Source organism: Neobacillus sp. NPDC093182, assembly GCF_044754045.1.
This window is the reverse complement of sequence record NZ_JBIVOI010000015.1, coordinates 143,697-164,801: the sequence shown is the minus strand read 5'-3', so window position 1 is coordinate 164,801 and position 21,105 is coordinate 143,697. Positions and strand designations below refer to the sequence as shown.

Genomic DNA, 21,105 nt, shown 5'->3' with positions numbered 1-21,105 from the left:
TACGAACAAAAGGATTTCGCATCACATAGATTGTAATTTCTCTTATCATCCTTGGCTATTTTGCTTATAACCATTTTCCTCAAATGAAAAAGAGGTCTTGTCGTTGGCGCTTTAATGGTTGGTATCAAGACCATGATGGATCCCACAGGCGCACTCATAACCTTTTCGACCTATTTCCCGTTCTTTTCACCAATTGTAGCGTATTCAAAATTTGTAATAGGAGAGCTTACAACACTGGAATTAATTATCAGCGGCACCATTTTAGTCGCTTCAATCCTATTACTTGCAATAGGGGCTTCTAAGATTTATGTGAAAGGTGTAATGGTATACGGCGAAAAATTCTAATGGTCTCATTTGAGTGCCATGTTTAAAAAATAAGAATATACAAAAAGAGCCATTAGGTCTAAATTATGATCCTATTGGCTCTTATTTTTGAAAGGAGACTTTGATAATCTGATGAAAAAAAGGATACAGCAAATATCCAATGAAAAATCCAAGTACATTTAGCATGAAATCATCGATATCAAGGCTGCCTCTCCCCGTAATAAATTGGAGTAACTCTATTAACGAAGTGAAAAGAAGTGGGAGATAGAATAATTGAAAAGGTGAACGTTTTTTTACAATTAAAAATAAACCAAACGGACCTCACGTACTATTTCTTTCATTATAACCCAATTCATATATTACCTTTCCTATTTTTGGGGAAAAGTAAGTTAAGATTATAACATAGGAAGTGAACCATGGATTTTTTGTCTATCTCACAAAATGTTTTGGAATACATAAGAGAGTATTTAGTTTTAAAACTGCTCATTATGGTTTTGTTTTTGTTGACAGCTACTTATTTAATTAATCGCACAGTAGCTTGGTTCTTTACAAAATCAAATTTATTAGATGAAGAAGTAGAGCAAACCATTCAGGGTGTCATCCGGTCCACCTTACGATACGCAGTGGGAACCATTCTTCTTATTTTTATTATTGGTCAATTTGTTGATTTGAAGGGAATTCTCGCTGGTGCAGGGATTGTAGGGGTCATTATTGGGTTTGCAGCACAGCAAATGTTAAAGGACATTCTTCTTGGTTTTGTCAGACTATCTGATAAAGAATTCCGTGTCGGTCATTTCGTCACTTTTAACGGTCAGATTTCTGGAACGATCGAGGAAATCGGCATTCGTTTTATGCAAATTCGGGAATGGTCAGGGAAGCTTCTTACCATTCCACATGGTGAAATAAGGACGATACATAACTATAACAAAGGTAGAATGCGTGTTATCGAGAAAATTACTGTCAGCTATCAAGAGGACCCACAAAGAATCAAAGAATTATTAGAAGGCGTTTGTGTTACTTGTAATGAAAAGCTTGGTCAAAGTTTATTAAGGAACCCAGATGGATCTCCGGAAGAAAGTTTTCAATACGTTGGAATAACAGACCTAAATCCCAACTTAAAATATGTTGGTTATGAGTTTTGTGTAATAGGATTAGTAAATCCAGATGATTATTTTGAAACTTCTCGACAGGTCAGGTTTGAGCTTATGTCTGTATTTTATGAACACCAAGTTCAAATGCCTGCATCTAACTTAGCCTTACTGCCACAGCCTAACTATAATGAAGAGCGAGGTAATGACATTGGAGGATAAAGCAAAGCTTCGTTTAACATCAACTGAAATGTCGACATTATGGACCCAAATATTTAAACGATTCACTTGCTTCATGTGTTAGCACTCACTTTTTAGAAAAAGTAGAAGATGTAGAAACCCGTCCGATTATTGAATTTGTCCTACAATCATCAAAAAATAATATTTCAACCATGCAAGAGCTTTTTAGAAAAGAGAATTTCCCGATACCAGTTGGTTTTAATGAAGATGATGTACATGCTCATGCACCGAAACTGTTTTCCGACACTTTTGTACAAATGTATTTTAAAAATATGTCTATACTTGCTATGGCAGCAAGTAGTGCAGCACTGGGTTTGGCAACACGGCCGGACGTTGTTGATTAATCATGGTTGGTTGGAAGGACCACCTCAAGCAGAGGATCGTGATCAATTAATTAAGGGTTAAGAAAGATCTCAGAATATAGCCCATTCCTAGGACATCTATCCTTCATACAGTAAAAGAAAATTTTTTTTGCAGGGGGATGAAAAATATGTTGAATGAAAGATTCGGAGGTCATCATGGCGGACACCATGGTCACTATCATGGTTATGGATATGGAGGATTTGGCGGAGCCCTATTTGTGGGAGGTTTACTAGGAGGTTTGGCAGCAGGAGCATTAGGTTCACCGGGCTATGGTGCTTATCCTTATCCAGTCTCAGCGCCTTATCCGGCACCTGCACCATACCCAGGCTATTATCCTTATAGCGGCTACCCATATTATTAAATTAGTAACTTACAGCCCTTTCTAAGCGGAAGGGTTTTTTTTGTATTATTTTTCAAATAAACCAAGTTTTCCATTGAAAAACTTGAACTATTCGACCTATCCCTGAATATATTTTAGAAAGAGAGCTTAGGGAGGGAAGAGGATGACTTTCCGTGCTGACCATATGTCAGAACCACGCCGTAGAATGATACAGTTTATTAAAAATAACGGATCCTCATCAACGAGTGAGCTGTCTTCCTTCTTAGAAATAAGCGGTGAGGGAGTACGGCAGCACCTTCTTCAATTAGAAAAAGAAGGATGGGTAACTCGTTATTCAGAAAACAATGGTGTTGGCCGTCCTGTACTACAGTATCGATTAACCACTGCCGGTGAACATCTATTTGAAAAAAATTATGATCACTTAACGATTGAAGTTCTAGATACATTAACTAATTCTCTTGGAGAAAAAGCACTAAAAAATTTACTTTCCGCGATGATTGAACAAAGAATCCGCCAGTGGGAACCAAAATTAAAAGGATTAAATACAGAAGAACGTCTAAATGTTTTAAAGGACTTCTATAAGAAAGATGATTCATTTATGGAATTAGAAAATAAAAATCGCACTTATTCCCTGATTGAACGTAACTGCCCATTCCATAATGTTGCATTGAAGCGGCCCATACTTTGCAGTGTAACTGTTTCTGTTTTAACACATTTATTAGGATGTTCTGTCAAGCGAGAGAAACGACTTCAGAATGGTGATGGCTGTTGTGTTTTTCAGGTTCTTTTGGATGAACCCCTTAGTGAAAACACTCCTCGTATCATCATTGAGGATGAGTAGTCCTAAAAATCATAAAGGGACGATATGATCATGACGAGTGAGCAGTTACAGGTTTTAAGTAAAAAGTTTCCACACTTATTTACCTCTGAAAACGAAAACTTCACCAATATTACCCAGTTTTCTGAGGCCGTAAAACAATTAATTAAACTGTGCGGCGATGACCCGAAGCGTGATGGTTTACTGGAAACTCCTTTTAGAGTCCTTAAAGCATTTCTTGAGTACACTGAGGGTTATCACGAAGATCCGAAAGTTCATTTAGAAAAGACGTTTGATATTCATCATAAAGGCCTCATTTTAATAAAAGATATTGAGTTTTACTCATTATGTGAACATCACTTTTCTCCATTCTTTGGAGTCGCACATATTGGATATATTCCTAAAGATAAAATTACGGGTCTTTCTAAGATAGGGCGATTAGTGGAAGGCTACGCAAAAAGATTTCAAGTTCAGGAAAGATTAACGACACAGATCGCAGAAGCGATTGAAGAAGTATTGGATCCAGAAGGAACGATTGTGGTAGTTGAAGCAAAGCATATGTGTATGTGCAGCAGAGGAATAAAGAAGGCAAACACCGTTACCACAACATCCAGTCTTCATGGAATCTATGAAAATCGACCAGATCTTCGAGCTGAATTTTATTCACTCATAAAAAACACAAGGGAGTAAGAATAAATGAATAGAGTTTCAGGATAATGATTTTATATAAGCAGCAAGGATGACATATAGGTGGTGTCATTCTTTTTTTGCTTATAGAGAGCCTTTTTTTAGGAAAAAGCCACAAAGGAAGGGTTTGTCTTTAACGTTTATATGATTCTTTCAATACTATAGTAATAAAAGGCAGGTGAGTAAAGTGTACTTGGTCGGCTTTTATTCGCCAAAGGCGAAATCAGGTGTTACGGAATTATCATTATCTATTTATCATTGGCTTAAAATGAATACCGATTTATCGGCTGCGTTTATTTCTTACGGAACATTGGAAAAGGAAGGTCTATCTGAAGAGGTAATCCATGAATTTTCTAAACTATCTCTCCCCGAACAGAAACGAATCGTTAAAAATATGAAAAAAGAGTACGATATTATCATATATGATGCCTCGAGTCAGCTTTCTGAAGGAGTATTAAAGCTTTTGCCTATTGTCGATCGATTATTTGTCGTCGGTGAAGAAAATTCAGACTTTGCTGTCAAACTCCATCAAATCATTCAATTCAACAAAATCTTTGATAAAAGTGTGAAGAGTTTCATCCAGCATTTAAAAGGAAATAAAACCTTTATCATCCGTGAAAATAAGGAAGGGCGTGTGATTGGCTTTAATTATACAAAAAAAGAGACAAATGATATTGGGCAAATGGTATATAGAGATTATGTAACGCGGTATTTAGAAGAAAAGTTTATTGAGAAAAACGAAAAAATCTATAAAAAAATTAAACAAATCCCAAAAGAGACTTTGTTTCGAGGCTTATATGAACTTGGCATAGATTTTGAGAAAGCACTGCTATTTCATGAATATGTTCTTTTACGTGAAGCGTTAGGGCAAAATTATGAGGAAGCACTCGAAAATCTTTTTCCGCTATTAATCAATTCATCGTTTGAAGAAATACTAGAAAAATTCCAGAATGAAATTAAATTTATCGCAAAACTAAAATTATCCTAAAAAAGTCAGGAACAATATTCCTGGCTTTTTACTGATTAGGATTATTAGTATTAAGTATAAATACTTAACAAATTTTCAACTTACGGTATAATATTTTTATAAAATGGTTGAAGATGTAATCTATTTCTATTACTATTTTTATGTAGAGCCAAAGTTGAAAGTGAGTGGACAGTATGGGCCGTAAATGGAACAATATTAAAGAAAAGAAAGCTTCAAAAGATGCAAATACCAGTCGTATTTATGCAAAATTTGGAGTTGAAATTTATGTAGCAGCGAGAAGGGGCGAACCTAATCCTGAATCGAATCAGGCATTAAAATTCGTTTTAGAACGTGCAAAAACATACAATGTACCCAGACACATTATTGACCGTGCGATAGACAAAGCAAAAGGTGGATCAGAAGAAAGCTACTCTGAGCTTCGTTATGAAGGTTTTGGACCAAACGGATCAATGGTTATCGTTGATGCGTTAACAAATAACGTGAACCGTACCGCTTCTGACGTACGTGCTGCTTTTGGTAAAAATGGCGGGAACATGGGTGTCAGTGGATCTGTTGCCTATATGTTTGACGCAACAGCGGTTATCGGTCTTGAAGGTAAAACAGCGGATGAAGTTCTAGAAATCCTAATGGAAGCGGATGTAGATGTTCGTGACATTATCGAAGAAGATGAATCGGTTATCGTTTATGCTGAGCCTGATCAGTTCCATGCTGTTCAAGAAGCATTTAAAAATGCCGGTATCACTGAATTTACTGTTGCAGAATTAACGTTGCTTGCTCAAAACGAAGTGACACTTCCAGAAGACGCTCAAGCAAAGTTCGAAAAAATGATTGATGCATTAGAAGACCTAGAAGATGTTCAGCAAGTATACCACAATGTGGATTTAGGTGAATAAGACTTGAAGAAGACCTTTGTTTTGACAAAGGTCTTTTCTTTTAGATGAGATGATTCGTAAGGTAGGTGGAAAAATGTCGAAAACAATAAAAATTCAACAGCCAAAAATACCAGATGGTTTAACAGCTAGAACTTTTCAATCGATGGAAGATCCTTTTTATGAAATGTGTATCATTAGTGATTGTTCCATCATAAGTGAAGAAATACATAGAATACGTTTCGAACAAGTCATTTTTAAAAATGTTACCTTTTTGGATGTCTCTTTTAGAAACATCGAATTAACAGATGTTATCTTTGATCACTGTGATTTATCTAATACAGATTTTAGAGATGGCAGCATTCATCGGGTTGAATTTAAAGAATCAAAAATATTAGGGCTTAATCTTTCGGACGCTTCGCTTGGGAACGTTCTATTTGAAAATTGCAATGCAAATATGATTTCATTTGGTTATTCCAAACTAAAGCAGGTACAATTCCATTCTTGTTCACTTCGAGGCGCTGACTATTATGAATCCAAATTTTATAAGGTAGGATTTAAGGACTGTGATTTAAATGAAGCCAATTTTGAACAAACCCCTTTGAAAGGGATTGATTTAAGCAGCTGCACCTTTGATACCATCAATGTATCCATAAAAGACCTCGCGGGCTGTGAAGTTACAGCAGATCAAGGCTTAGGATTTGCACGATTATTAGGATTGATAATAAAATAAAGCTTATCGGGAGCAGTCATAACGGATTGCTCCTTCTTAAGTAATGGGAAAAATACATCACGTTCATCAATCCATTAGCATGAAATAAAAATGGATACGGCAAACTAAATAAAAAAAGGGGATATATACATGAAACAGGGTCTGGATTCTAAAGTACTTTCAGTATTAGAAGATAAAATCCAATTAATTCGTACGGAGAAAGGTGCCATTTATTTAGTGGGTCCTATTAAACTTCCCGTTAATCTTTACGGTGAAACAGTGGAGTTCAAATGGTACTGCTGGTTAAATTGTAACGAGGTCACAGAGGATTTCGAAAGAATTATCGATAAATTATCCTCTTCAAACTTAGCTGAATTACAACAGTCAAGTGTCTTAGTTTATGGGGACTTTGAATATGCAGAGGATGCGATTATTCGTATGCATTCTATTTGCCATACCGGTGATATTTTTGGCAGTAAACGATGTGATTGCGGCTATCAGCTTAAAAAATCAATGAAAACGATACAGGAACATGGAACAGGTGCCTTATTCTATTTAGCAAACCATGAAGGAAGAGGAATTGGCTTATTTAGTAAGGCCATGGCATATGTGCTTCAAGAAAACGGTTATGACACGGTTGAGGCAAATGAAGGTCTTGGGTTTGTAGATGACTCTAGAAACTACAGCGACGCCATTCAAGTATTAAAGGCTATTCGCCAAAAGCCGGTTACCTTAATGACAAACAATCCTAAAAAGTTGAATGCCTTAAAAGAAGCAGGATTAGCAGTTTCAGGCAGACAGCCACTTTGGGGAGATATCTCCGAGTATAATGAGAAGTATTTACAGACAAAGATTAATAAGTCTGGACATCTTGAAGACGATGAGGGGACTTGTCCAAATGACTAATCACGAATTTTATATGGATTTAGCCTTAAAAAATGCCCAGGCGATGAAGGGTCAGACTGACCCTAATCCGTTGGTGGGTTCAGTTATTGTCAATGATAACCGTGTAGTGGGAATAGGCGCTCATTTGAAGGCTGGGGAGCCTCATGCTGAAATCCATGCCATTCGAATGGCAGGTGAGAAAGCTAGAGGCGGTACCATTTATGTGACGCTGGAGCCGTGTTCCCACCATGGAAGAACAGGTCCTTGTGCTGTTGCAATAGTAGAGGCTGGAATTAAAAAGGTTGTCATTGCAACCCTAGACCCGAATCCAGTTGTCTCAGGGAATGGTGTAAAAATTCTCGAGGATGCCGGAATCGAAGTGATAATTGGTGTCCGTCAAGAAGAGTCACAAAGGATGAACGAAGTCTTTAATAAATTCATTGTTGAGAAAACACCTTTTGTAACTTTGAAAAGTGGAATCACCCTCGATGGAAAAATTGCGACCCATTCATTTGATAGTAAATGGATCACTTCTGAGGAAGCGCGAAGAGATGTACATCATCTTCGAAATGAAAACATGGGGATTTTGGTTGGCGTTAACACCGTGATAAAGGATGATCCAGAGCTTACGACACGTATACCAAATGGACGTAATCCTATTCGAATTGTTTTGGATTCTACTTTAAGAATTCCATTGGAATCTAAGGTACTGACGGATAACCTAGCAGAAACATGGATATTTACTAGTGAAATTTATGATAAAGAAAAAGCCAAGGTATTAGAAGGATCAGGTATTTCTATTTTTCCAACGAGTGGATCAAAATATGTTAATCCAAGTGAAGTCCTTCAAATATTAGGAGAGAAGCTTGTTTCCTCTGTATTAATCGAAGGAGGAGGCACGGTTAACTGGGCTTTCCTCGAGAATAAATTAATTGATAAAGTAGTTATATATGTAGCTCCAAAAATTATTGGCGGCAGCAATGCTCCCTCCTTTTTGGCAGGGGCGGGAATGGATAAAATGAAAGATGCAGTCCAGTTAGCTGACTTATCTGTCCAGCAAATTGGGCCTGATTTTAAATTTACTGGATATCCGATCTACTTACACGAGGGGCCTTAAGATGAAATTTGGTTTTGATATTGATGATACATTAATTAATTTAAGAGAACATGCATTTACTATTTACAATAAGAAGTTAAACAAAAATGTACCATCTGATGTATTCCATGAGTTAAAAAGAGTAGAAATTCATGAGCCTTTTGGTTTAAGTGATGAAGAGGGAAGTCAAATGTGGAAATCCTCATTAGAAGAGATTTATTATACAGACTGTCCTCCTTTTCCAAATGCGGTTGAAACGTTACAAGAACTAGAAAGAAAAGGTCATGAAATCTATTACATAACCGCACGGCCAAAAGAACATGGAGAACGGACAAAAAAATGGATGAAAGAGCAGGGCTTCCCTGTTCGGGATGACCGTTTTTTCTATGGAATGTTAGACCACGAAAAGGTACAAATTATCAAAGAATTAAAACTAGACTATTACTTTGATGATAAAGCCGAGGTTTTAGATACATTGACTCACGATTCCTTAAAAGTATTTGTAAGGGACCAGTCATATAATCGACATTTACCATATCCCCGTATATTAAATTGGACGGACTTAAATGAAATTTTGAAAAAAGAGCTTGAATAGCGAAAGAAGCAGAAGGGTTACACATAAACCCTTCTGTTTTTTGTTTTCACCAATTCTTGTGGAATCAAGAGGAATATTGTGAAAAACAGCAGATATCGGAGATGTGTACGTTTACATACAATTTCACAAATTTGTCACAATCTTATATACTGTTTTTTGTTCACAACGGCCCTGACATTCATGAGAGTTGAAACTGACACTCACCCATCCATAAGTGGAGGGGGTACCACCTAAAAACAACCTTGGCTCTTCCAAATTCTATAATAAATATAAAAGATGAACTTCACCTTGGTTTAAAAGGCTTCTACAGCCGAAATTGTTCTAATGCAAATAATCAAAAACAATCTATTTACATGGGCTCGGATTCCCTTGCCACTCACAACTTATTGACTGTTCCGGGGTATGTCTGCACCGAGAGATTTAACCTTTTATCTCATAGGAAATTATAAACCAAATGTTGATATGTATTTTCTTTCCGACTTTCTATTTTCCAACTTTAAGATACACTCATTTAATACACTTGAAATTTGTAACCGATCTTTTTCAGCTTTTTGAATATCAACACGATCTGATTTTGAAACATACCTAGCTAAAAAGGCACTGTATAAATCACGTTGTGCATGGACACCGCATTCACAAATATGCCAGCGATCTTTTAGTCTTTTTTTCTTAATGGCACCACAATGACAAGTTTGGGATAGTTTTGTCGAGTAAGTTGCAAACTCTTGGAAGGTCCCACCCTGAGCTATTACTTTTCGTTTTAACATTTTTAAAAACATACTTGGTGCTTTTCTAGCAATACTTTTGCCGAACATCTTCTGAAAGGCTTTATAGGAAAGTTTTTCTGTTTGAATGGAAGAGGCTTGTTGTAGGATTTGGTTGGTATCTCGACCATGGAACTGTTTTCTAACTTCTTTCATTTTACGTTCCAATTCTCTATGTTTGGATCGAGTCTTTATGTATCTTTTGGAATTGACCCACTTCTTTTTTCCCTTTTTTACAACGCCATTGCGTTGATAGTTATTGGGGTTATTTGCTCGTCGTTGTCGGTCCATTTTGCGATTTATTCTTCTATTTTCTTTATCAATGGTAACTACTTCTTCACAAAATTCCTTTAATTCAGCTTTTGATTCACCTACGATTGCAATTGTGGAAGGACCAACATCTAGCCCAATCTTATCTTTTCCTATTTCATATTTATGATAGGGATGTCCTTCAAGTATTAATTGAACATAAAATCGGTTTTTTCCTTTTGCTTCCTTTTTGATAATCCGACAGTATTTTATCCTATGCTTTAAAGCGTCCTGAATCCATTTATCTTTTGGGTCGAATAGGCATTTTAATGAAAGGTTTTTACCAACAAAAACATACCCATTGGAATAGGTTAAAAAGGTCTTGTTGTTTTTGCCCTCTAGTGAAACAAACTCACCTTTTCGTTTAAACTTTACTTTTTTTGCTTTCTTAAATGCCAATTTTTGAACCGCTTTAAACGCTCAAGTAGAAAGTTTTTGACAAATGTGTGTTCCTAAATGATCGGCAATAAACTTCGAATCATTTTTCGTTTTTGTACCAAAGGATTGAATAGAATACTCCGTAAAATGGAAAGTCTCATTGAGATATTTAAAGTTAGCTCTTCGCTTTTCTAGATCTGTTTCCGAAGTTTTAGATAATCGTATGGTTTCCTTATATAATTCGGTGTTTTGAATGGCCTTTAGCCTTTTCAAACTTTCCCCTAAACAAGCATTGTATAGCTGTCTGCCACAATCAGACAACATCAAAAGGTGTTTTACTTGCATCTTATTGGTCTTTAACCGAATCGTTGCAATAAATGAGGGAGTTCTTTCTTTTGATGCCACCATGGCGTTACACTCCTTTTTGATTTTCTATGTACTGTTTTACTACTTCCAGCGTAGTTCCACCGACAGTGGAAACAAAATAACTATTTGTACATGGGACACCAATCAACATGATACTTGCAAGAAAACACTATGTTTTTATTACTTTTATCTATGTTATTATTACTTTTATATTGAATTAGACTTTTCATACTCTTATTATACCAAATAGTTTTATCTATTAGTAATTTAAGAGGAACGTTTGTTCTAAAAAACCTTACCCCCTTACATGAATACAGGGGCTTGCGGATGTTTGTTTGGTCATTAATTAAAATTAGAAAGAGGTGCTTCATGAACCTTAACACAATTAAATATGAATGGTTCGGTAATATTAAAGGAGATGTATTATCCGGGATTGTGGTAGCTATGGCTCTAATTCCTGAAGCCATTGCGTTTTCGCTCATTGCTGGCGTTGACCCGATGGTCGGTTTATATGCTTCATTCTGTATTGCTGTTGTCATCGCATTTGTAGGAGGAAGACCAGGGATGATTTCGGCCGCAACAGGTGCCACTGCCCTAGTAATGGTCACGTTAGTGGCAGACTATGGGTTACAGTACTTACTAGCTGCAACGATCCTTACAGGAGTCATTCAAATCATAATGGGCGTACTCAAATTAGGGCGTCTAATGAAATTTGTCCCGCGATCCGTTATGATTGGCTTCGTAAATGCACTTGCCATTTTAATTTTTTCTGCCCAATTAACACACTTTGTTGGGGAATCTTGGGCAATGTATGCCATGGTCGCAGGAGCTCTAGCGATTATTTATATTTTTCCTCGTTTTACAAAGGTTGTTCCTTCTCCATTAGTCGCAATCATAACGATTACGGTTATTGCGGTTATGACAGGAAGCGGCGTTCGGACGATTGGAGACATGGGGGAATTGTCTCAAACTCTGCCATTTTTCTTAATTCCTAATATTCCGTTTACTTTTGAAACATTACAAATCATTTTCCCTTATTCACTATCGATTGCCATCGTTGGTTTGGTTGAATCCTTGTTAACCGCTTCTATTGTCGACGATATGACGGATACAACGAGTGACAAGAATAAGGAAGCAAGAGGACAGGGTATTGCCAATATTGTTTCAGGATTCTTCGGCGGTATGGCAGGCTGTGCCATGATTGGACAATCTGTCATTAATGTGAAATCTGGCGGCCGCGGAAGATTATCAGCGTTTGTGGCTGGTGTCTTTCTAATGGTGTTAATTATCCTGTTAAATGATTTCTTGGTGCAAATTCCAATGGCAGCATTAGTTGGGGTTATGTTCATGGTTTCCATCGGAACATTTGATTGGTCTTCGATTAGAAACATCCATAAGACTCCGATTTCCGATACAATCGTTATGATTGCAACCGTTGGAACAGTTCTAATGACACATGATTTATCAAAAGGTGTGTTAGTCGGAATCTTATTAAGTGCGATTTTCTTTGCTTCCAAGATTTCAAAAGTTAAGGTTACTACCTTATCTTCGAAAGGCTCACATAAAAAAGTATATACCGTCTCTGGTCAATTATTTTTTGCTTCTGTTACAGACTTTGTAGAAAGCTTTAACTACAATGAAGATGTCAATGAAGTAAGTATTGATTTAACACAAGCACATTTATGGGATGATTCAGCTGTTGGCGCTATTGATAAAGTGGTCATTAAATACCACCAGAATGGAACTAAAGTAAAGTTAATCGGTCTGAATAAAGAGAGTAATAAATTAGTAGAAAAATTAGCAGTTCATAATAAACCAGGCGGTCTTGAAAAAGCTGTCGGTCATTAATAGATTGATAACACGCTGATGATAATAGAATCAGCGTGTTTTTTTATTTGGCTGTGTTAGAGGTAAATTTCGATTTTAGAACTCTGTTGATTTGTGCGGAAGGCGCGAGACTCCTGCGGAGGATGGGACAGTGGAGACCCCGCAGGCGCTTTAGCGCCGAGGAGGCTTCCCGAACCGCCTGCGGAAAGCGAAGTGCCTGGAGCAAAAATCAACAGCCAAATATAACACAGCCTTTTTTTTAAATGCAAATTCACAAAATCTCCATATTTTTCAATTATTACATCGATAGGATTCGACATGAACAGTTTGTATACCGTACCAGCTCATTACGATATTTTGTTTATTTTTGAAGGTAAAAAGGATTTTAGTCGAATATCCATTTTACCCGTCGCAATTTATTGATGTGTTCCTTTTAGTACAGGTGCTACAATGAGGGTAAACAAGTATTACATATGCGAATTTGTCAATGAAAGAGGTGGTAGAAATGACAAAGAAACAATGCATTGCCATGTTGTTAGCAGGTGGAAAAGGATCAAGACTAAAGGAATTAACTCGTAACGTAGCAAAGCCAGCAGTCCCGTTTGGAGGTAAATACCGAATCATAGATTTTGCACTTAGTAATTGTAAGAACTCTAGCATTGATACGGTTGGCATCCTAACTCAATATAAGCAAGACACACTTGAGAATTATATAGAGAATGGAGAAAAATGGGGTCTAAATCGAAAAATTGGAGGAATCGCCATCCTTCAGCCGAATCAAAGGGACAATAAAGAAAATAGCTATGAAGGTACTGCACATGCTGTATACGAGAACCTCCGATTTATTGAAAGTCAAAATCCAGAATATGTGCTCATCCTCTCGGGAGATCACATTTATAAAATGGATTACAGTCATATGGTCAATGAGCATAAACACTCTGGTGCTGACGCAACGATTTCCGTTATCCAAGTCCCGTGGAGTGATGCCAGCAGATTCGGAATTATGAATATTGATCCAGAGACAAATCAGATTATCGAGTTTGAGGAAAAGCCTGTTTATCCAAAATCTAATCTTGCTTCTATGGGTATCTATTTATTTAACTGGCCGATTCTGAAGAAATTTCTCGAAAAAGAAGAAAACAATCCATTTTCCTCCAAGGATTTTGGCAAAGACGTGATCCCATCTATGCTTCAAGAAAACTGTCATCTACATGCCTATCACTTCAAAGGTTATTGGAAGGATGTTGGAACCGTCCAAAGCTTTTGGGAAGCCCATATGGACCTTCTATCGGTAAACACGAACCCCATCTTAAAAAATGAAGAATGGATTATTTATACGAACGGAATAAGTCAGCCGCCTATGTATTTGGATGGAAAAGCCTCCTTACACCAATCGATTATAAGTGAAGGCTGCAAGATTTATGGAGAGATTGAAAATTCTGTATTATTTTATGGAGTAACAGTTGGTAAAGGGGCGATCATAAAGGATTCGGTTATTTTACCTAATACTATAATTGGGGAAAATGCAGAGATTTATCGCTCTGTTGTAGGAAGTGGAAGTTTCATTGCCGCTAATTCTAAGGTAGGAGATTCAACTACATATAGTGATATTACTCTAATAGGCGATAACGAAACCATTCAACCGCTAGTTTATAAATAACAAAGGGGACGGTTCGTCTGGCCCAAAATGGCCGGACGAACCGTCCCCTTGGTTTTCCCTTGGTTTTTGTTGACATAAATTAAGTGTTATAATATGATTATCTCATATTCAAGATAACTTATTTCAAGTTATTTTTTGAACCTATATCTCGAATTCGAGATAATAATTGATGAAATCATATATATGGGTAAAATAGTTATCACTTGAGTCTAATACGGGAGTGAAAAAAATGGAAAAGAAAACCCTAGGTATTCACCATATCACCGCAATTGTCGGACATCCACAGGAGAATGTAGATTTCTATGCTGGTGTTTTAGGATTGCGCTTAGTAAAACAAACGGTTAACTTTGATGATCCAGGTACGTATCACCTTTATTTCGGGAATGAAGGCGGAAAACCCGGAACCATCATTACCTTTTTCCCATGGGCAGGTGCACGCAAAGGAAGAATCGGTGATGGTCAAGTAGGGGTAACCTCTTATGTCGTTCCAAAAGGTTCTTTAGAATTTTGGAAAAAGAGACTAGAAAAGTTTAATGTTCCGTATAAAGAAATGGAACGATTTGGCGAGCAATATTTGGAATTCGATGATCCTCATGGACTTCATTTGGAACTTGTTGCAAGAGAAGAAGGGGAAACGAATCCATGGAAATTTGGTGACGTAACTCCTGAAGCTGCCATTAAAGGGTTCGGCGGGGCAACACTCTTATCCACTCAACCTGAAAAAACAGCAGAATTGTTAGAAAAGGTTATGGGATTAGAGCTTATCGGCAGCGAAGGAGATTTCACTCGTTTTCGCTCATCAGCAGATATCGGCAATGTCATTGACCTAAAATTAACTCCAATCGGGCGCGGAACAATGGGTGCAGGAACGGTCCACCATATTGCATGGCGTGCCATTGATGACAAGGATCAACTAGATTGGCAAAAGTATGTTGCAGCAAACGGATATGGTGTCACTCCAGTTCGGGATAGGAACTACTTTAATGCGATTTATTTTAGAGAGCATGGCGAAATCCTTTTTGAAATTGCCACCGATCCACCTGGATTTGCCCATGATGAAACACAGGAAACAATGGGAAAAAAACTTATGCTGCCAGAACAATATGAGCCACATAGAGGACAGATTGAACAAGGTTTGTTACCATTTGAAGTAAGAGAATTAGACTAAGGAGTGATTTCTTTTGCTTTCAATTGACCCTTCAAAAAATACAGAGCGGGAAAATTATAAATTTTTAATCGGCAGCATTGTTCCTAGACCTATTGCATTTGTTACTACTCTATCTGAGGAAGGTATAGTTAACGGGGCGCCTTTTAGTTATTTTAATATTGTTTCATCTAATCCCCCTATGATTTCTTTGGCGATTCAGCGATCTGCGGGAAGACAAAAGGATACAGCACGAAACATTATAGGGTTAAAAGAATTCGTGGTCCATGTAGTCGATGAAGACAATGTTGAAGAAATCAATAAAACCGCAGCAAGTTTACTGCCTAATGAAAGTGAAATTGAATTAGCCAATCTCACACCTGTAGAAAGCGTAAAGATTACAGTGCCTGGTGTAAAAGAAGCGAAAATCCGAATGGAGTGTATATTAGAACATTCGCTCGAACTTGGCGGGCAGGATTCTCCAGGAGTTGATTTGATTATCGGGAAAGTCATTCAATTTCATATAGAGGAAGACATCTATGAAAAAGGGAGAATTGATCCGATTGGATTAGGAGCTGTAAGCAGATTGGCTGGAACGAATTATGCAAAGATTGGTGAGATATTTTCAATAGAAAGACCTAAATGATTTTGGGAGGACAGAGATATGAAACATATATTTAATAAGGGAAAAGATGTAACGAAACCAACATTCTTATTGCTTCATGGTACAGGTGGAAATGAATTAGACCTGCTGCCGCTCGCTGGAATGATTGACGAAGAGGCGTCTGTATTAAGTGTCCGTGGAAATGTGTTAGAAAATGGAATGCCGCGATTTTTCCGAAGATTAGCAGAAGGCGTGTTCGATGAGGACGACCTTATTTTCCGAACAAAGGAATTAAACGAATTCCTAGATGAAGCGGCCGTGAAATATGAATTCGACCGTAAAAATATCATTGCGATCGGATACTCTAATGGAGCAAACATCGCAGCAAGCTTACTATTCCACTATCAAAACGCATTAAAAGGTGGTATTCTTCATCATCCAATGGTGCCAAGAAGGGGAATAGACCTTCCAGATTTAACGGGTAAAAACGTATTTATCGCAGCGGGAACCAATGATCCTATTTGTCCGCCATCAGAATCATCAGAATTACAATCTTTATTAGAGGATGCCCATGCAAATGTTGTCCTGCATTGGGAGAATCGAGGTCATCAATTGACCAGAGAAGAAGTGGAAGCAGCAGCTGAATGGTATCGAAAATTATAAAGATAACAAGCTAATCAAATCGATTAGCTTGTTATTTTTTCTTAAGATATGTTTCGATTTCATTTGATAAGATTGCCGTATCCCATGGGTACCAATAGTAGGAGGCACCATCATATTGTATATCAAATTTGTAAGCGATAGGTTCGTCTGTGTACAAAACAATTTGAAAGTAGTCAGGGTCACCTTTTTCCGTATTTGGCTGGAAATTTTGTGACTCTTCACTATTTTTTAATAGTACAAGAATATGATTAAGCTCTTCATGATTGGTATAAGTACTTAGTAATTTATTACCCTCAGAAGTATAAGGTTGATAAATCTCTATTTTATTAACTTTATCAAGTGGCACATTCTTAAAATGCCATTGTTGTTCTGCCGCGTCTCGTGAATAATAAACACTATATCCGTTTATTTGGCTGGCTGCCTTTACTGCTATTAAATTGGGCTGCCCATTAATGGTGAAAATCTCGGTTCCTTTTTCATGAAAGGCAGCATCACCATTCCTAATTTTGTAATTTGGATTTGTTACATTATCAGCGACTTTATATTTAACTGTGCCTAGTTTTTCCCCAATGTATTTTTCATCGGCTAAAACACCAGAATAAATACCGTTGTATTCAACGTTTTCCCACTTAATAAAATCAACCCAGTCAATAACAGCGTGACCGTCAAATGGTGTTTGACGACAACCTGATAATACGATGAATAGTAAAATAAACAGACCACATTTTTTCAATCCATCACCCCTCTATATAGTTAGACGTATCCTTTTATTTTTAGTTCCACGGTATTTGAAAAACAACAAGCCACAATCTAGTGATTGTGGCTTGTTGCAGGGGGGACTAACCTGAGTTAATCCTATTTAAGATTTTTATATTCATCCTTAATTTCTTCTACTGTTTTATCAATTTGCTCTCCCCAGTGATCATTTACCGTTTTAAAAACGACTTTCCCGTCTTGATCGAGCATTCCGTAGCCTCTATAAGCTACATCACCATTTTTCATGCCCATGTGGTCGATTAATTCTAAATCGGGATCAGAAATGAAGGAGATGCTTTTCCCATAAATACCTTCTAATTCTTTGTATAATTGAAGCTGTTCTTGGGGTAAATCTTTGCTAATAACATACATTTCTACATCCATGCCTTCTAATTTACCGAGATTTTCATGCAGCTGAACTAGCTGCTGATGGCAGAGTCCTCAGGTGTAGGTAGTAATAAAAAAGAATACTGTTGGTTTTTCTAATGGAAAAGTAACTTCTTTCTGATCTTGGTTATGTAATGTAATCGGCTCGCTGAGTGTCTTTTGTCCACATGCTGTTACTACTAGAATAGCTATAAGGAAAAGAACTAGTACTTTTGGTTTCATGTTGTGCTCCTTTTAAACTTTGGAATGGTGTGATTAACACCTTAATTGTAGTGCAAACTACTTTATCTATCAAATAATTGGATTATAGGAACCTTTATATAAATAAAAAACCAGATTGGATTTTCCATTCTGGTTTTTCCTGCTTATTTTTTCTCTGCAAGCCATGAAGCCACGGCATCTGCGTCTTCACCTGAAAGGATTCCTCCAGGCATTCCGCCTTTTCCATTTACGATAATTTCTTCAATTTCATCTTTAGAGTATTTAGAGCCGACTTTATCTAAGTCAGGAGCGCCTCCACTTTTTAAATCTCCGCCGTGACAAGATGAACAGTTTTGTTGATAAAGCGCATCTCCGTCACCTGCATCTGCTGTTTGTTGTTCATCGCCAGCCTGTTCCTCAGTAGGTGTTGTATCTTGTTCCGTTTCATCGTCACCGCCGCCACAAGCTGTTAGAAAGCCTAGGAAAGCAAAACAAACTATACCATAGAGCAGTTTTTTCATTTATGTTCACCTCCATATAATGATAGTTTTTCTTACATGGGGGATGAATATTCTGCAATAACTCCAAAATTAGTATAATATTCAATAGGGAGGTAAAGACATCTTTACAGTAACTTTACACAATAAGTATTGAAATCAATTATTTAGTGTTCTATTATATAAGCAAATAGTTATATGTTAATAGGAGGTGTTCATGGTGTTACAAGCAAATGTTGAATTAGATAAGGCTGCTAACGTTTTAAAACTATTAGGAGATAAAACACGCTTAACAATCGTTGCTATTTTACAAAAACGAGAATGTTGTGTATGTGAATTTTTAGAGGTGTTTGATACAAGTCAGCCATCGATCAGCCAACATCTTCGTAAATTAAAAGATGCTGGGCTTGTAAAGGAAGAGAGAAGAGGTCAGTGGATTTATTATTCTCTGAACAAACAATGTGAATTTTACGGGCTGGTTGAAACGATTATGAGTCACGTTCCAGAACAGATTGATAAAATCAAAATCATTGAACAAAGCAATCCAACGCTTCGCTGCGGCTGCTAATAAGGAGTGATAAAAGTGAGTATTACAGAGAAAAAACGTCTATCGTTTTTGGATAGATACCTAACGTTATGGATATTTCTTGCGATGGCAATAGGGATAGGTTTAGGTTTCGTGGTTCCCAATTTTGTTGAGGGGATGAACAGTTTACAGGTAGGTACAACATCGATTCCACTTGCTATTGGTCTCATTTTAATGATGTACCCTCCATTAGCCAAAGTTCGTTATGAGGAAATTGGAAGAGTTTTTAAGGATGTAAAGGTCCTAATATTATCTCTTGTTCAAAACTGGATTATCGGTCCGATTCTTATGTTTTTATTAGCAATCATCTTTCTTCCTGATAAACCAGAATATATGGTTGGTCTAATCATGATCGGTTTAGCACGCTGCATTGCGATGGTTATCGTTTGGAATGACCTTGCAAAGGGAGATACGGAGTATGCCGCTGGTTTAGTCGCATTTAACTCTATATTCCAAATGCTATTCTTCTCCGTTTATGCCTATGTGTTTGTGACCGTTATTCCACAATGGGTTGGGCTCGAAGGAGCGGTTGTCAACATAACCATGCTGGAAGTTGCAAAATCAGTTTTTATTTATTTGGGTATTCCTTTTATTGCAGGAATGATCACACGCTTTACGCTAGTAAAAGCAAAGGGCAGACAATGGTACGAGAAAGTTTTTATCCCAAAAATTAGTCCTATTACATTAATTGCATTACTATTTACGATTATCATTATGTTCTCTTTAAAAGGAGATACTATTGTAGCCTTGCCTTTAGATGTAGTACGGATCGCGATTCCGTTATTAATTTATTTTATACTTATGTTTTTTATCTCATTTTTCATGGGAAAGAAAATTGGAGCGAATTACCCTGTAACTACAACTCTTGCGTTTACAGCCGGAAGTAATAATTTTGAATTAGCGATTGCCGTAGCTGTTGGTGTATTTGGGATCCATTCTGGGGTAGCCTTTGCAGCCGTTATTGGACCACTTGTAGAAGTGCCAGTCATGATAGCGTTAGTAAACGTGGCACTGTGGTTTAAACGAAAGTATTTTAAAGATCAAGCAGCCTAGAAAAATAATAAAGGTGGAAATCAACGTGAAAAACAAAAAGACAATTTATTTCTTATGTACCGGAAACTCTTGCCGAAGCCAAATGGCAGAAGGCTGGGCTAAAAAACATTTAAGTGATGAATGGGAAGTAAAAAGTGCTGGTCTTGAAGCTCACGGGTTAAACCCTAATGCAGTGAAAGCAATGAGCGAAGCAGGCATTGATATTTCCAAGCAAACATCCGATGTAATTGATCCAGAAATACTTAATAACGCAGATTTAGTGGTAACTTTATGTGGACATGCGGCAGATCATTGCCCTGTAACACCACATCATGTGAAACGAGTTCACTGGGGATTTGACGACCCAGCGAAAGCAGAAGGGACAGTGGAAGAAAAATGGACATTTTTCCAACGCGTCCGTGATGATATCGGAGATCGCATTAAAACTTTTGCTGAAACTGGCGAGTAATAAAAGAGCCAAGAGACCTAGACTCTTGGCCTAACCTTTACTAAATATATAAGCCAATACTTATATTGTTCCCAATAGGAGAGTGTTTTTATGAGTAAAGTAGAAGTCTTTGACCCAGCATTGTGTTGTCCTACAGGTGTATGTGGACCGAGTGTTGATCCTGAACTAACTAGAGCAGCCACTGCTATTTTTTTATTAGAGAAAAAAGGCTTTGATATTAAACGATATAATCTTGGAACTGAACCAGCCATTTTTGTTGAAAATAGAGAGGTAAATCAGGTACTTCATCAAAAGGGTCCTGAATCACTCCCTGTTACCTTAGTTGATGGCAAAATTGCAAAAATAGGTATTTATCCTTCCAACGAGGAATTTGCGGAATGGTTTGGTGTGAAGGTTGAAGAGCTTTATAAAAAGCAAAAGGTGAGTTTGAAAATTGATTTGAAATAACAAGTTTAGAA

At 37.2% G+C, this 21,105-nt stretch carries 26 protein-coding genes and 3 pseudogenes; 21 read left to right on the top strand and 8 right to left on the bottom strand.

The features are described 5' to 3' along the window. Positions 1–114: 114 nt before the first annotated feature. Entirely contained in the window at positions 115–345 is a 231-nt protein-coding gene (locus ACIQAA_RS24560) for a hypothetical protein (protein ID WP_402624894.1), read from the top strand. A gap of 81 nt (positions 346–426) precedes the next feature. On the opposite strand, the pseudogene ACIQAA_RS24555 reads toward ACIQAA_RS24560, so the two are convergent. Continuing rightward, positions 427–630, bottom strand: a pseudogene (locus ACIQAA_RS24555) (VanZ family protein); the annotation flags it as partial. 110 nt (positions 631–740) lie between these two features. On the opposite strand from ACIQAA_RS24555, the gene ACIQAA_RS24550 reads away from it, so the two are divergent. The 11 genes from ACIQAA_RS24550 to ACIQAA_RS24500 all read left to right on the top strand — a co-directional run bounded on the left by ACIQAA_RS24550 (position 741) and on the right by ACIQAA_RS24500 (position 9,004). Then, positions 741–1,634 (top strand): mechanosensitive ion channel family protein, encoded by an 894-nt coding sequence (locus tag ACIQAA_RS24550; RefSeq protein ID WP_402624892.1) that lies wholly within the window; start codon positions 741–743, stop codon positions 1,632–1,634. A gap of 23 nt (positions 1,635–1,657) precedes the next feature. Beyond that, on the top strand, positions 1,658–1,996 hold the full coding sequence (locus tag ACIQAA_RS24545; RefSeq protein ID WP_402625002.1) for a DUF3231 family protein: 339 nt from the start codon (positions 1,658–1,660) through the stop codon (positions 1,994–1,996). Between the two features lie 146 nt (positions 1,997–2,142). Continuing rightward, positions 2,143–2,376 (top strand): hypothetical protein, encoded by a 234-nt coding sequence (locus ACIQAA_RS24540; protein ID WP_402624889.1) that lies wholly within the window; start codon positions 2,143–2,145, stop codon positions 2,374–2,376. A gap of 142 nt (positions 2,377–2,518) precedes the next feature. Continuing rightward, positions 2,519–3,196, top strand: a complete 678-nt coding sequence (locus ACIQAA_RS24535; protein ID WP_402624887.1) for a helix-turn-helix transcriptional regulator — start codon at positions 2,519–2,521, stop codon at positions 3,194–3,196. Between the two features lie 27 nt (positions 3,197–3,223). Next, positions 3,224–3,862 carry a GTP cyclohydrolase I FolE gene (gene folE, locus ACIQAA_RS24530; protein WP_402624999.1) on the top strand — a complete coding sequence of 213 codons (639 nt, stop codon included), beginning with the start codon at positions 3,224–3,226 and terminating at the stop codon, positions 3,860–3,862. A 184-nt stretch (positions 3,863–4,046) separates the two neighbouring features. Further along, entirely contained in the window at positions 4,047–4,847 is an 801-nt protein-coding gene (locus ACIQAA_RS24525; protein ID WP_402624884.1) for a hypothetical protein, read from the top strand. Between the two features lie 173 nt (positions 4,848–5,020). Continuing rightward, a complete protein-coding gene (locus tag ACIQAA_RS24520) occupies positions 5,021–5,740 on the top strand; it encodes a YebC/PmpR family DNA-binding transcriptional regulator (RefSeq protein WP_402624882.1) in 720 nt (239 codons plus the stop codon). Between the two features lie 73 nt (positions 5,741–5,813). Continuing rightward, positions 5,814–6,449 (top strand): pentapeptide repeat-containing protein, encoded by a 636-nt coding sequence (locus tag ACIQAA_RS24515; protein ID WP_402624880.1) that lies wholly within the window; start codon positions 5,814–5,816, stop codon positions 6,447–6,449. A 129-nt stretch (positions 6,450–6,578) separates the two neighbouring features. After that, on the top strand, positions 6,579–7,334 hold the full coding sequence (locus ACIQAA_RS24510) for a GTP cyclohydrolase II (RefSeq protein ID WP_402624878.1): 756 nt from the start codon (positions 6,579–6,581) through the stop codon (positions 7,332–7,334). Continuing rightward, entirely contained in the window at positions 7,327–8,430 is a 1,104-nt protein-coding gene (ribD, locus tag ACIQAA_RS24505) for a bifunctional diaminohydroxyphosphoribosylaminopyrimidine deaminase/5-amino-6-(5-phosphoribosylamino)uracil reductase RibD (RefSeq protein ID WP_402624877.1), read from the top strand. Before ACIQAA_RS24510 ends, ribD begins: the two co-directional genes overlap by 8 nt. Before the next feature lies 1 nt (position 8,431). Then, positions 8,432–9,004, top strand: a complete 573-nt coding sequence (locus ACIQAA_RS24500; RefSeq protein WP_402624875.1) for a 5' nucleotidase, NT5C type — start codon at positions 8,432–8,434, stop codon at positions 9,002–9,004. A gap of 443 nt (positions 9,005–9,447) precedes the next feature. Here the strand turns inward: ACIQAA_RS24500 and ACIQAA_RS24495 are convergent, their stop codons facing one another. The 3 genes and pseudogenes from ACIQAA_RS24495 to ACIQAA_RS24485 form a co-directional block, all read right to left on the bottom strand. After that, positions 9,448–10,476 (bottom strand): zinc ribbon domain-containing protein, encoded by a 1,029-nt coding sequence (locus ACIQAA_RS24495; RefSeq protein ID WP_402624874.1) that lies wholly within the window; start codon positions 10,474–10,476, stop codon positions 9,448–9,450. 21 nt (positions 10,477–10,497) lie between these two features. Next, positions 10,498–10,863, bottom strand: coding sequence for a hypothetical protein (locus ACIQAA_RS24490; RefSeq protein ID WP_402624872.1), 366 nt, complete (start codon positions 10,861–10,863; stop codon positions 10,498–10,500). A gap of 4 nt (positions 10,864–10,867) precedes the next feature. Then, positions 10,868–10,951: pseudogene (locus tag ACIQAA_RS24485) on the bottom strand (transposase); the annotation flags it as partial. 239 nt (positions 10,952–11,190) lie between these two features. On the opposite strand from ACIQAA_RS24485, the gene ACIQAA_RS24480 reads away from it, so the two are divergent. The 5 genes from ACIQAA_RS24480 to ACIQAA_RS24460 all read left to right on the top strand — a co-directional run bounded on the left by ACIQAA_RS24480 (position 11,191) and on the right by ACIQAA_RS24460 (position 16,719). Then, positions 11,191–12,669: a SulP family inorganic anion transporter gene (locus ACIQAA_RS24480; protein ID WP_402624871.1), complete on the top strand. Its 1,479-nt coding sequence runs from the start codon at positions 11,191–11,193 to the stop codon at positions 12,667–12,669. A gap of 484 nt (positions 12,670–13,153) precedes the next feature. Beyond that, complete coding sequence (locus ACIQAA_RS24475) at positions 13,154–14,308, top strand: glucose-1-phosphate adenylyltransferase (protein WP_402624870.1); 1,155 nt, start codon at positions 13,154–13,156, stop codon at positions 14,306–14,308. A 229-nt stretch (positions 14,309–14,537) separates the two neighbouring features. After that, positions 14,538–15,476, top strand: a complete 939-nt coding sequence (locus ACIQAA_RS24470) for a ring-cleaving dioxygenase (RefSeq protein WP_402624868.1) — start codon at positions 14,538–14,540, stop codon at positions 15,474–15,476. A 13-nt stretch (positions 15,477–15,489) separates the two neighbouring features. Then, positions 15,490–16,098 carry a flavin reductase family protein gene (locus ACIQAA_RS24465; RefSeq protein ID WP_402624866.1) on the top strand — a complete coding sequence of 203 codons (609 nt, stop codon included), beginning with the start codon at positions 15,490–15,492 and terminating at the stop codon, positions 16,096–16,098. Between the two features lie 18 nt (positions 16,099–16,116). Next, complete coding sequence (locus ACIQAA_RS24460) at positions 16,117–16,719, top strand: alpha/beta hydrolase (protein WP_402624864.1); 603 nt, start codon at positions 16,117–16,119, stop codon at positions 16,717–16,719. Positions 16,720–16,750: 31 nt separating this feature from the next. Here the strand turns inward: ACIQAA_RS24460 and ACIQAA_RS24455 are convergent, their stop codons facing one another. From ACIQAA_RS24455 to cccB, 4 genes and pseudogenes are all read right to left on the bottom strand, one after another. Next, positions 16,751–17,452 (bottom strand): hypothetical protein, encoded by a 702-nt coding sequence (locus ACIQAA_RS24455; RefSeq protein WP_402624862.1) that lies wholly within the window; start codon positions 17,450–17,452, stop codon positions 16,751–16,753. 122 nt (positions 17,453–17,574) lie between these two features. Further along, positions 17,575–17,901 (bottom strand): annotated as a pseudogene (locus tag ACIQAA_RS24450) (redoxin family protein); the annotation flags it as partial. 15 nt (positions 17,902–17,916) lie between these two features. Beyond that, positions 17,917–18,084, bottom strand: a complete 168-nt coding sequence (locus ACIQAA_RS24445; RefSeq protein ID WP_402624860.1) for a hypothetical protein — start codon at positions 18,082–18,084, stop codon at positions 17,917–17,919. Positions 18,085–18,227: 143 nt separating this feature from the next. Next, complete coding sequence (gene cccB / locus ACIQAA_RS24440; RefSeq protein WP_402624857.1) at positions 18,228–18,584, bottom strand: cytochrome c551; 357 nt, start codon at positions 18,582–18,584, stop codon at positions 18,228–18,230. A 193-nt stretch (positions 18,585–18,777) separates the two neighbouring features. Here cccB and ACIQAA_RS24435 point away from each other — a divergent pair, with 193 nt between their 5' ends. The 4 genes from ACIQAA_RS24435 (at position 18,778) to arsD (ending at position 21,094) form a co-directional block, all read left to right on the top strand. After that, on the top strand, positions 18,778–19,128 hold the full coding sequence (locus ACIQAA_RS24435) for an ArsR/SmtB family transcription factor (protein ID WP_402624854.1): 351 nt from the start codon (positions 18,778–18,780) through the stop codon (positions 19,126–19,128). A gap of 15 nt (positions 19,129–19,143) precedes the next feature. After that, complete coding sequence (gene arsB, locus ACIQAA_RS24430; RefSeq protein WP_402624851.1) at positions 19,144–20,199, top strand: ACR3 family arsenite efflux transporter; 1,056 nt, start codon at positions 19,144–19,146, stop codon at positions 20,197–20,199. A gap of 25 nt (positions 20,200–20,224) precedes the next feature. Next, complete coding sequence (arsC, locus tag ACIQAA_RS24425) at positions 20,225–20,647, top strand: arsenate reductase (thioredoxin) (RefSeq protein ID WP_402624848.1); 423 nt, start codon at positions 20,225–20,227, stop codon at positions 20,645–20,647. A gap of 90 nt (positions 20,648–20,737) precedes the next feature. Then, complete coding sequence (arsD, locus tag ACIQAA_RS24420; protein WP_402624845.1) at positions 20,738–21,094, top strand: arsenite efflux transporter metallochaperone ArsD; 357 nt, start codon at positions 20,738–20,740, stop codon at positions 21,092–21,094. Positions 21,095–21,105: the final 11 nt, after the last annotated feature.

What these genes read in the sequence shown, in the direction of transcription:
- ACIQAA_RS24560 (WP_402624894.1), top strand. Translation starts at nt 115, where the DNA reads ATGGTTGGTATCAAGACCATGATGGATCCCACAGGCGCACTCATAACC.
- ACIQAA_RS24550 (WP_402624892.1), top strand. Translation starts at nt 741, where the DNA reads ATGGATTTTTTGTCTATCTCACAAAATGTTTTGGAATACATAAGAGAG.
- ACIQAA_RS24540 (WP_402624889.1), top strand. Translation starts at nt 2,143, where the DNA reads ATGTTGAATGAAAGATTCGGAGGTCATCATGGCGGACACCATGGTCAC.
- ACIQAA_RS24535 (WP_402624887.1), top strand. Translation starts at nt 2,519, where the DNA reads ATGACTTTCCGTGCTGACCATATGTCAGAACCACGCCGTAGAATGATA.
- ACIQAA_RS24520 (WP_402624882.1), top strand. Translation starts at nt 5,021, where the DNA reads ATGGGCCGTAAATGGAACAATATTAAAGAAAAGAAAGCTTCAAAAGAT.
- ACIQAA_RS24515 (WP_402624880.1), top strand. Translation starts at nt 5,814, where the DNA reads ATGTCGAAAACAATAAAAATTCAACAGCCAAAAATACCAGATGGTTTA.
- ACIQAA_RS24510 (WP_402624878.1), top strand. Translation starts at nt 6,579, where the DNA reads ATGAAACAGGGTCTGGATTCTAAAGTACTTTCAGTATTAGAAGATAAA.
- ribD (WP_402624877.1), top strand. Translation starts at nt 7,327, where the DNA reads ATGACTAATCACGAATTTTATATGGATTTAGCCTTAAAAAATGCCCAG.
- ACIQAA_RS24500 (WP_402624875.1), top strand. Translation starts at nt 8,432, where the DNA reads ATGAAATTTGGTTTTGATATTGATGATACATTAATTAATTTAAGAGAA.
- ACIQAA_RS24490 (WP_402624872.1), bottom strand. Translation starts at nt 10,863, where the DNA reads ATGGTGGCATCAAAAGAAAGAACTCCCTCATTTATTGCAACGATTCGG.
- ACIQAA_RS24480 (WP_402624871.1), top strand. Translation starts at nt 11,191, where the DNA reads ATGAACCTTAACACAATTAAATATGAATGGTTCGGTAATATTAAAGGA.
- ACIQAA_RS24475 (WP_402624870.1), top strand. Translation starts at nt 13,154, where the DNA reads ATGACAAAGAAACAATGCATTGCCATGTTGTTAGCAGGTGGAAAAGGA.
- ACIQAA_RS24470 (WP_402624868.1), top strand. Translation starts at nt 14,538, where the DNA reads ATGGAAAAGAAAACCCTAGGTATTCACCATATCACCGCAATTGTCGGA.
- ACIQAA_RS24460 (WP_402624864.1), top strand. Translation starts at nt 16,117, where the DNA reads ATGAAACATATATTTAATAAGGGAAAAGATGTAACGAAACCAACATTC.
- ACIQAA_RS24445 (WP_402624860.1), bottom strand. Translation starts at nt 18,084, where the DNA reads ATGAAACCAAAAGTACTAGTTCTTTTCCTTATAGCTATTCTAGTAGTA.
- cccB (WP_402624857.1), bottom strand. Translation starts at nt 18,584, where the DNA reads ATGAAAAAACTGCTCTATGGTATAGTTTGTTTTGCTTTCCTAGGCTTT.
- ACIQAA_RS24435 (WP_402624854.1), top strand. Translation starts at nt 18,778, where the DNA reads ATGGTGTTACAAGCAAATGTTGAATTAGATAAGGCTGCTAACGTTTTA.
- arsD (WP_402624845.1), top strand. Translation starts at nt 20,738, where the DNA reads ATGAGTAAAGTAGAAGTCTTTGACCCAGCATTGTGTTGTCCTACAGGT.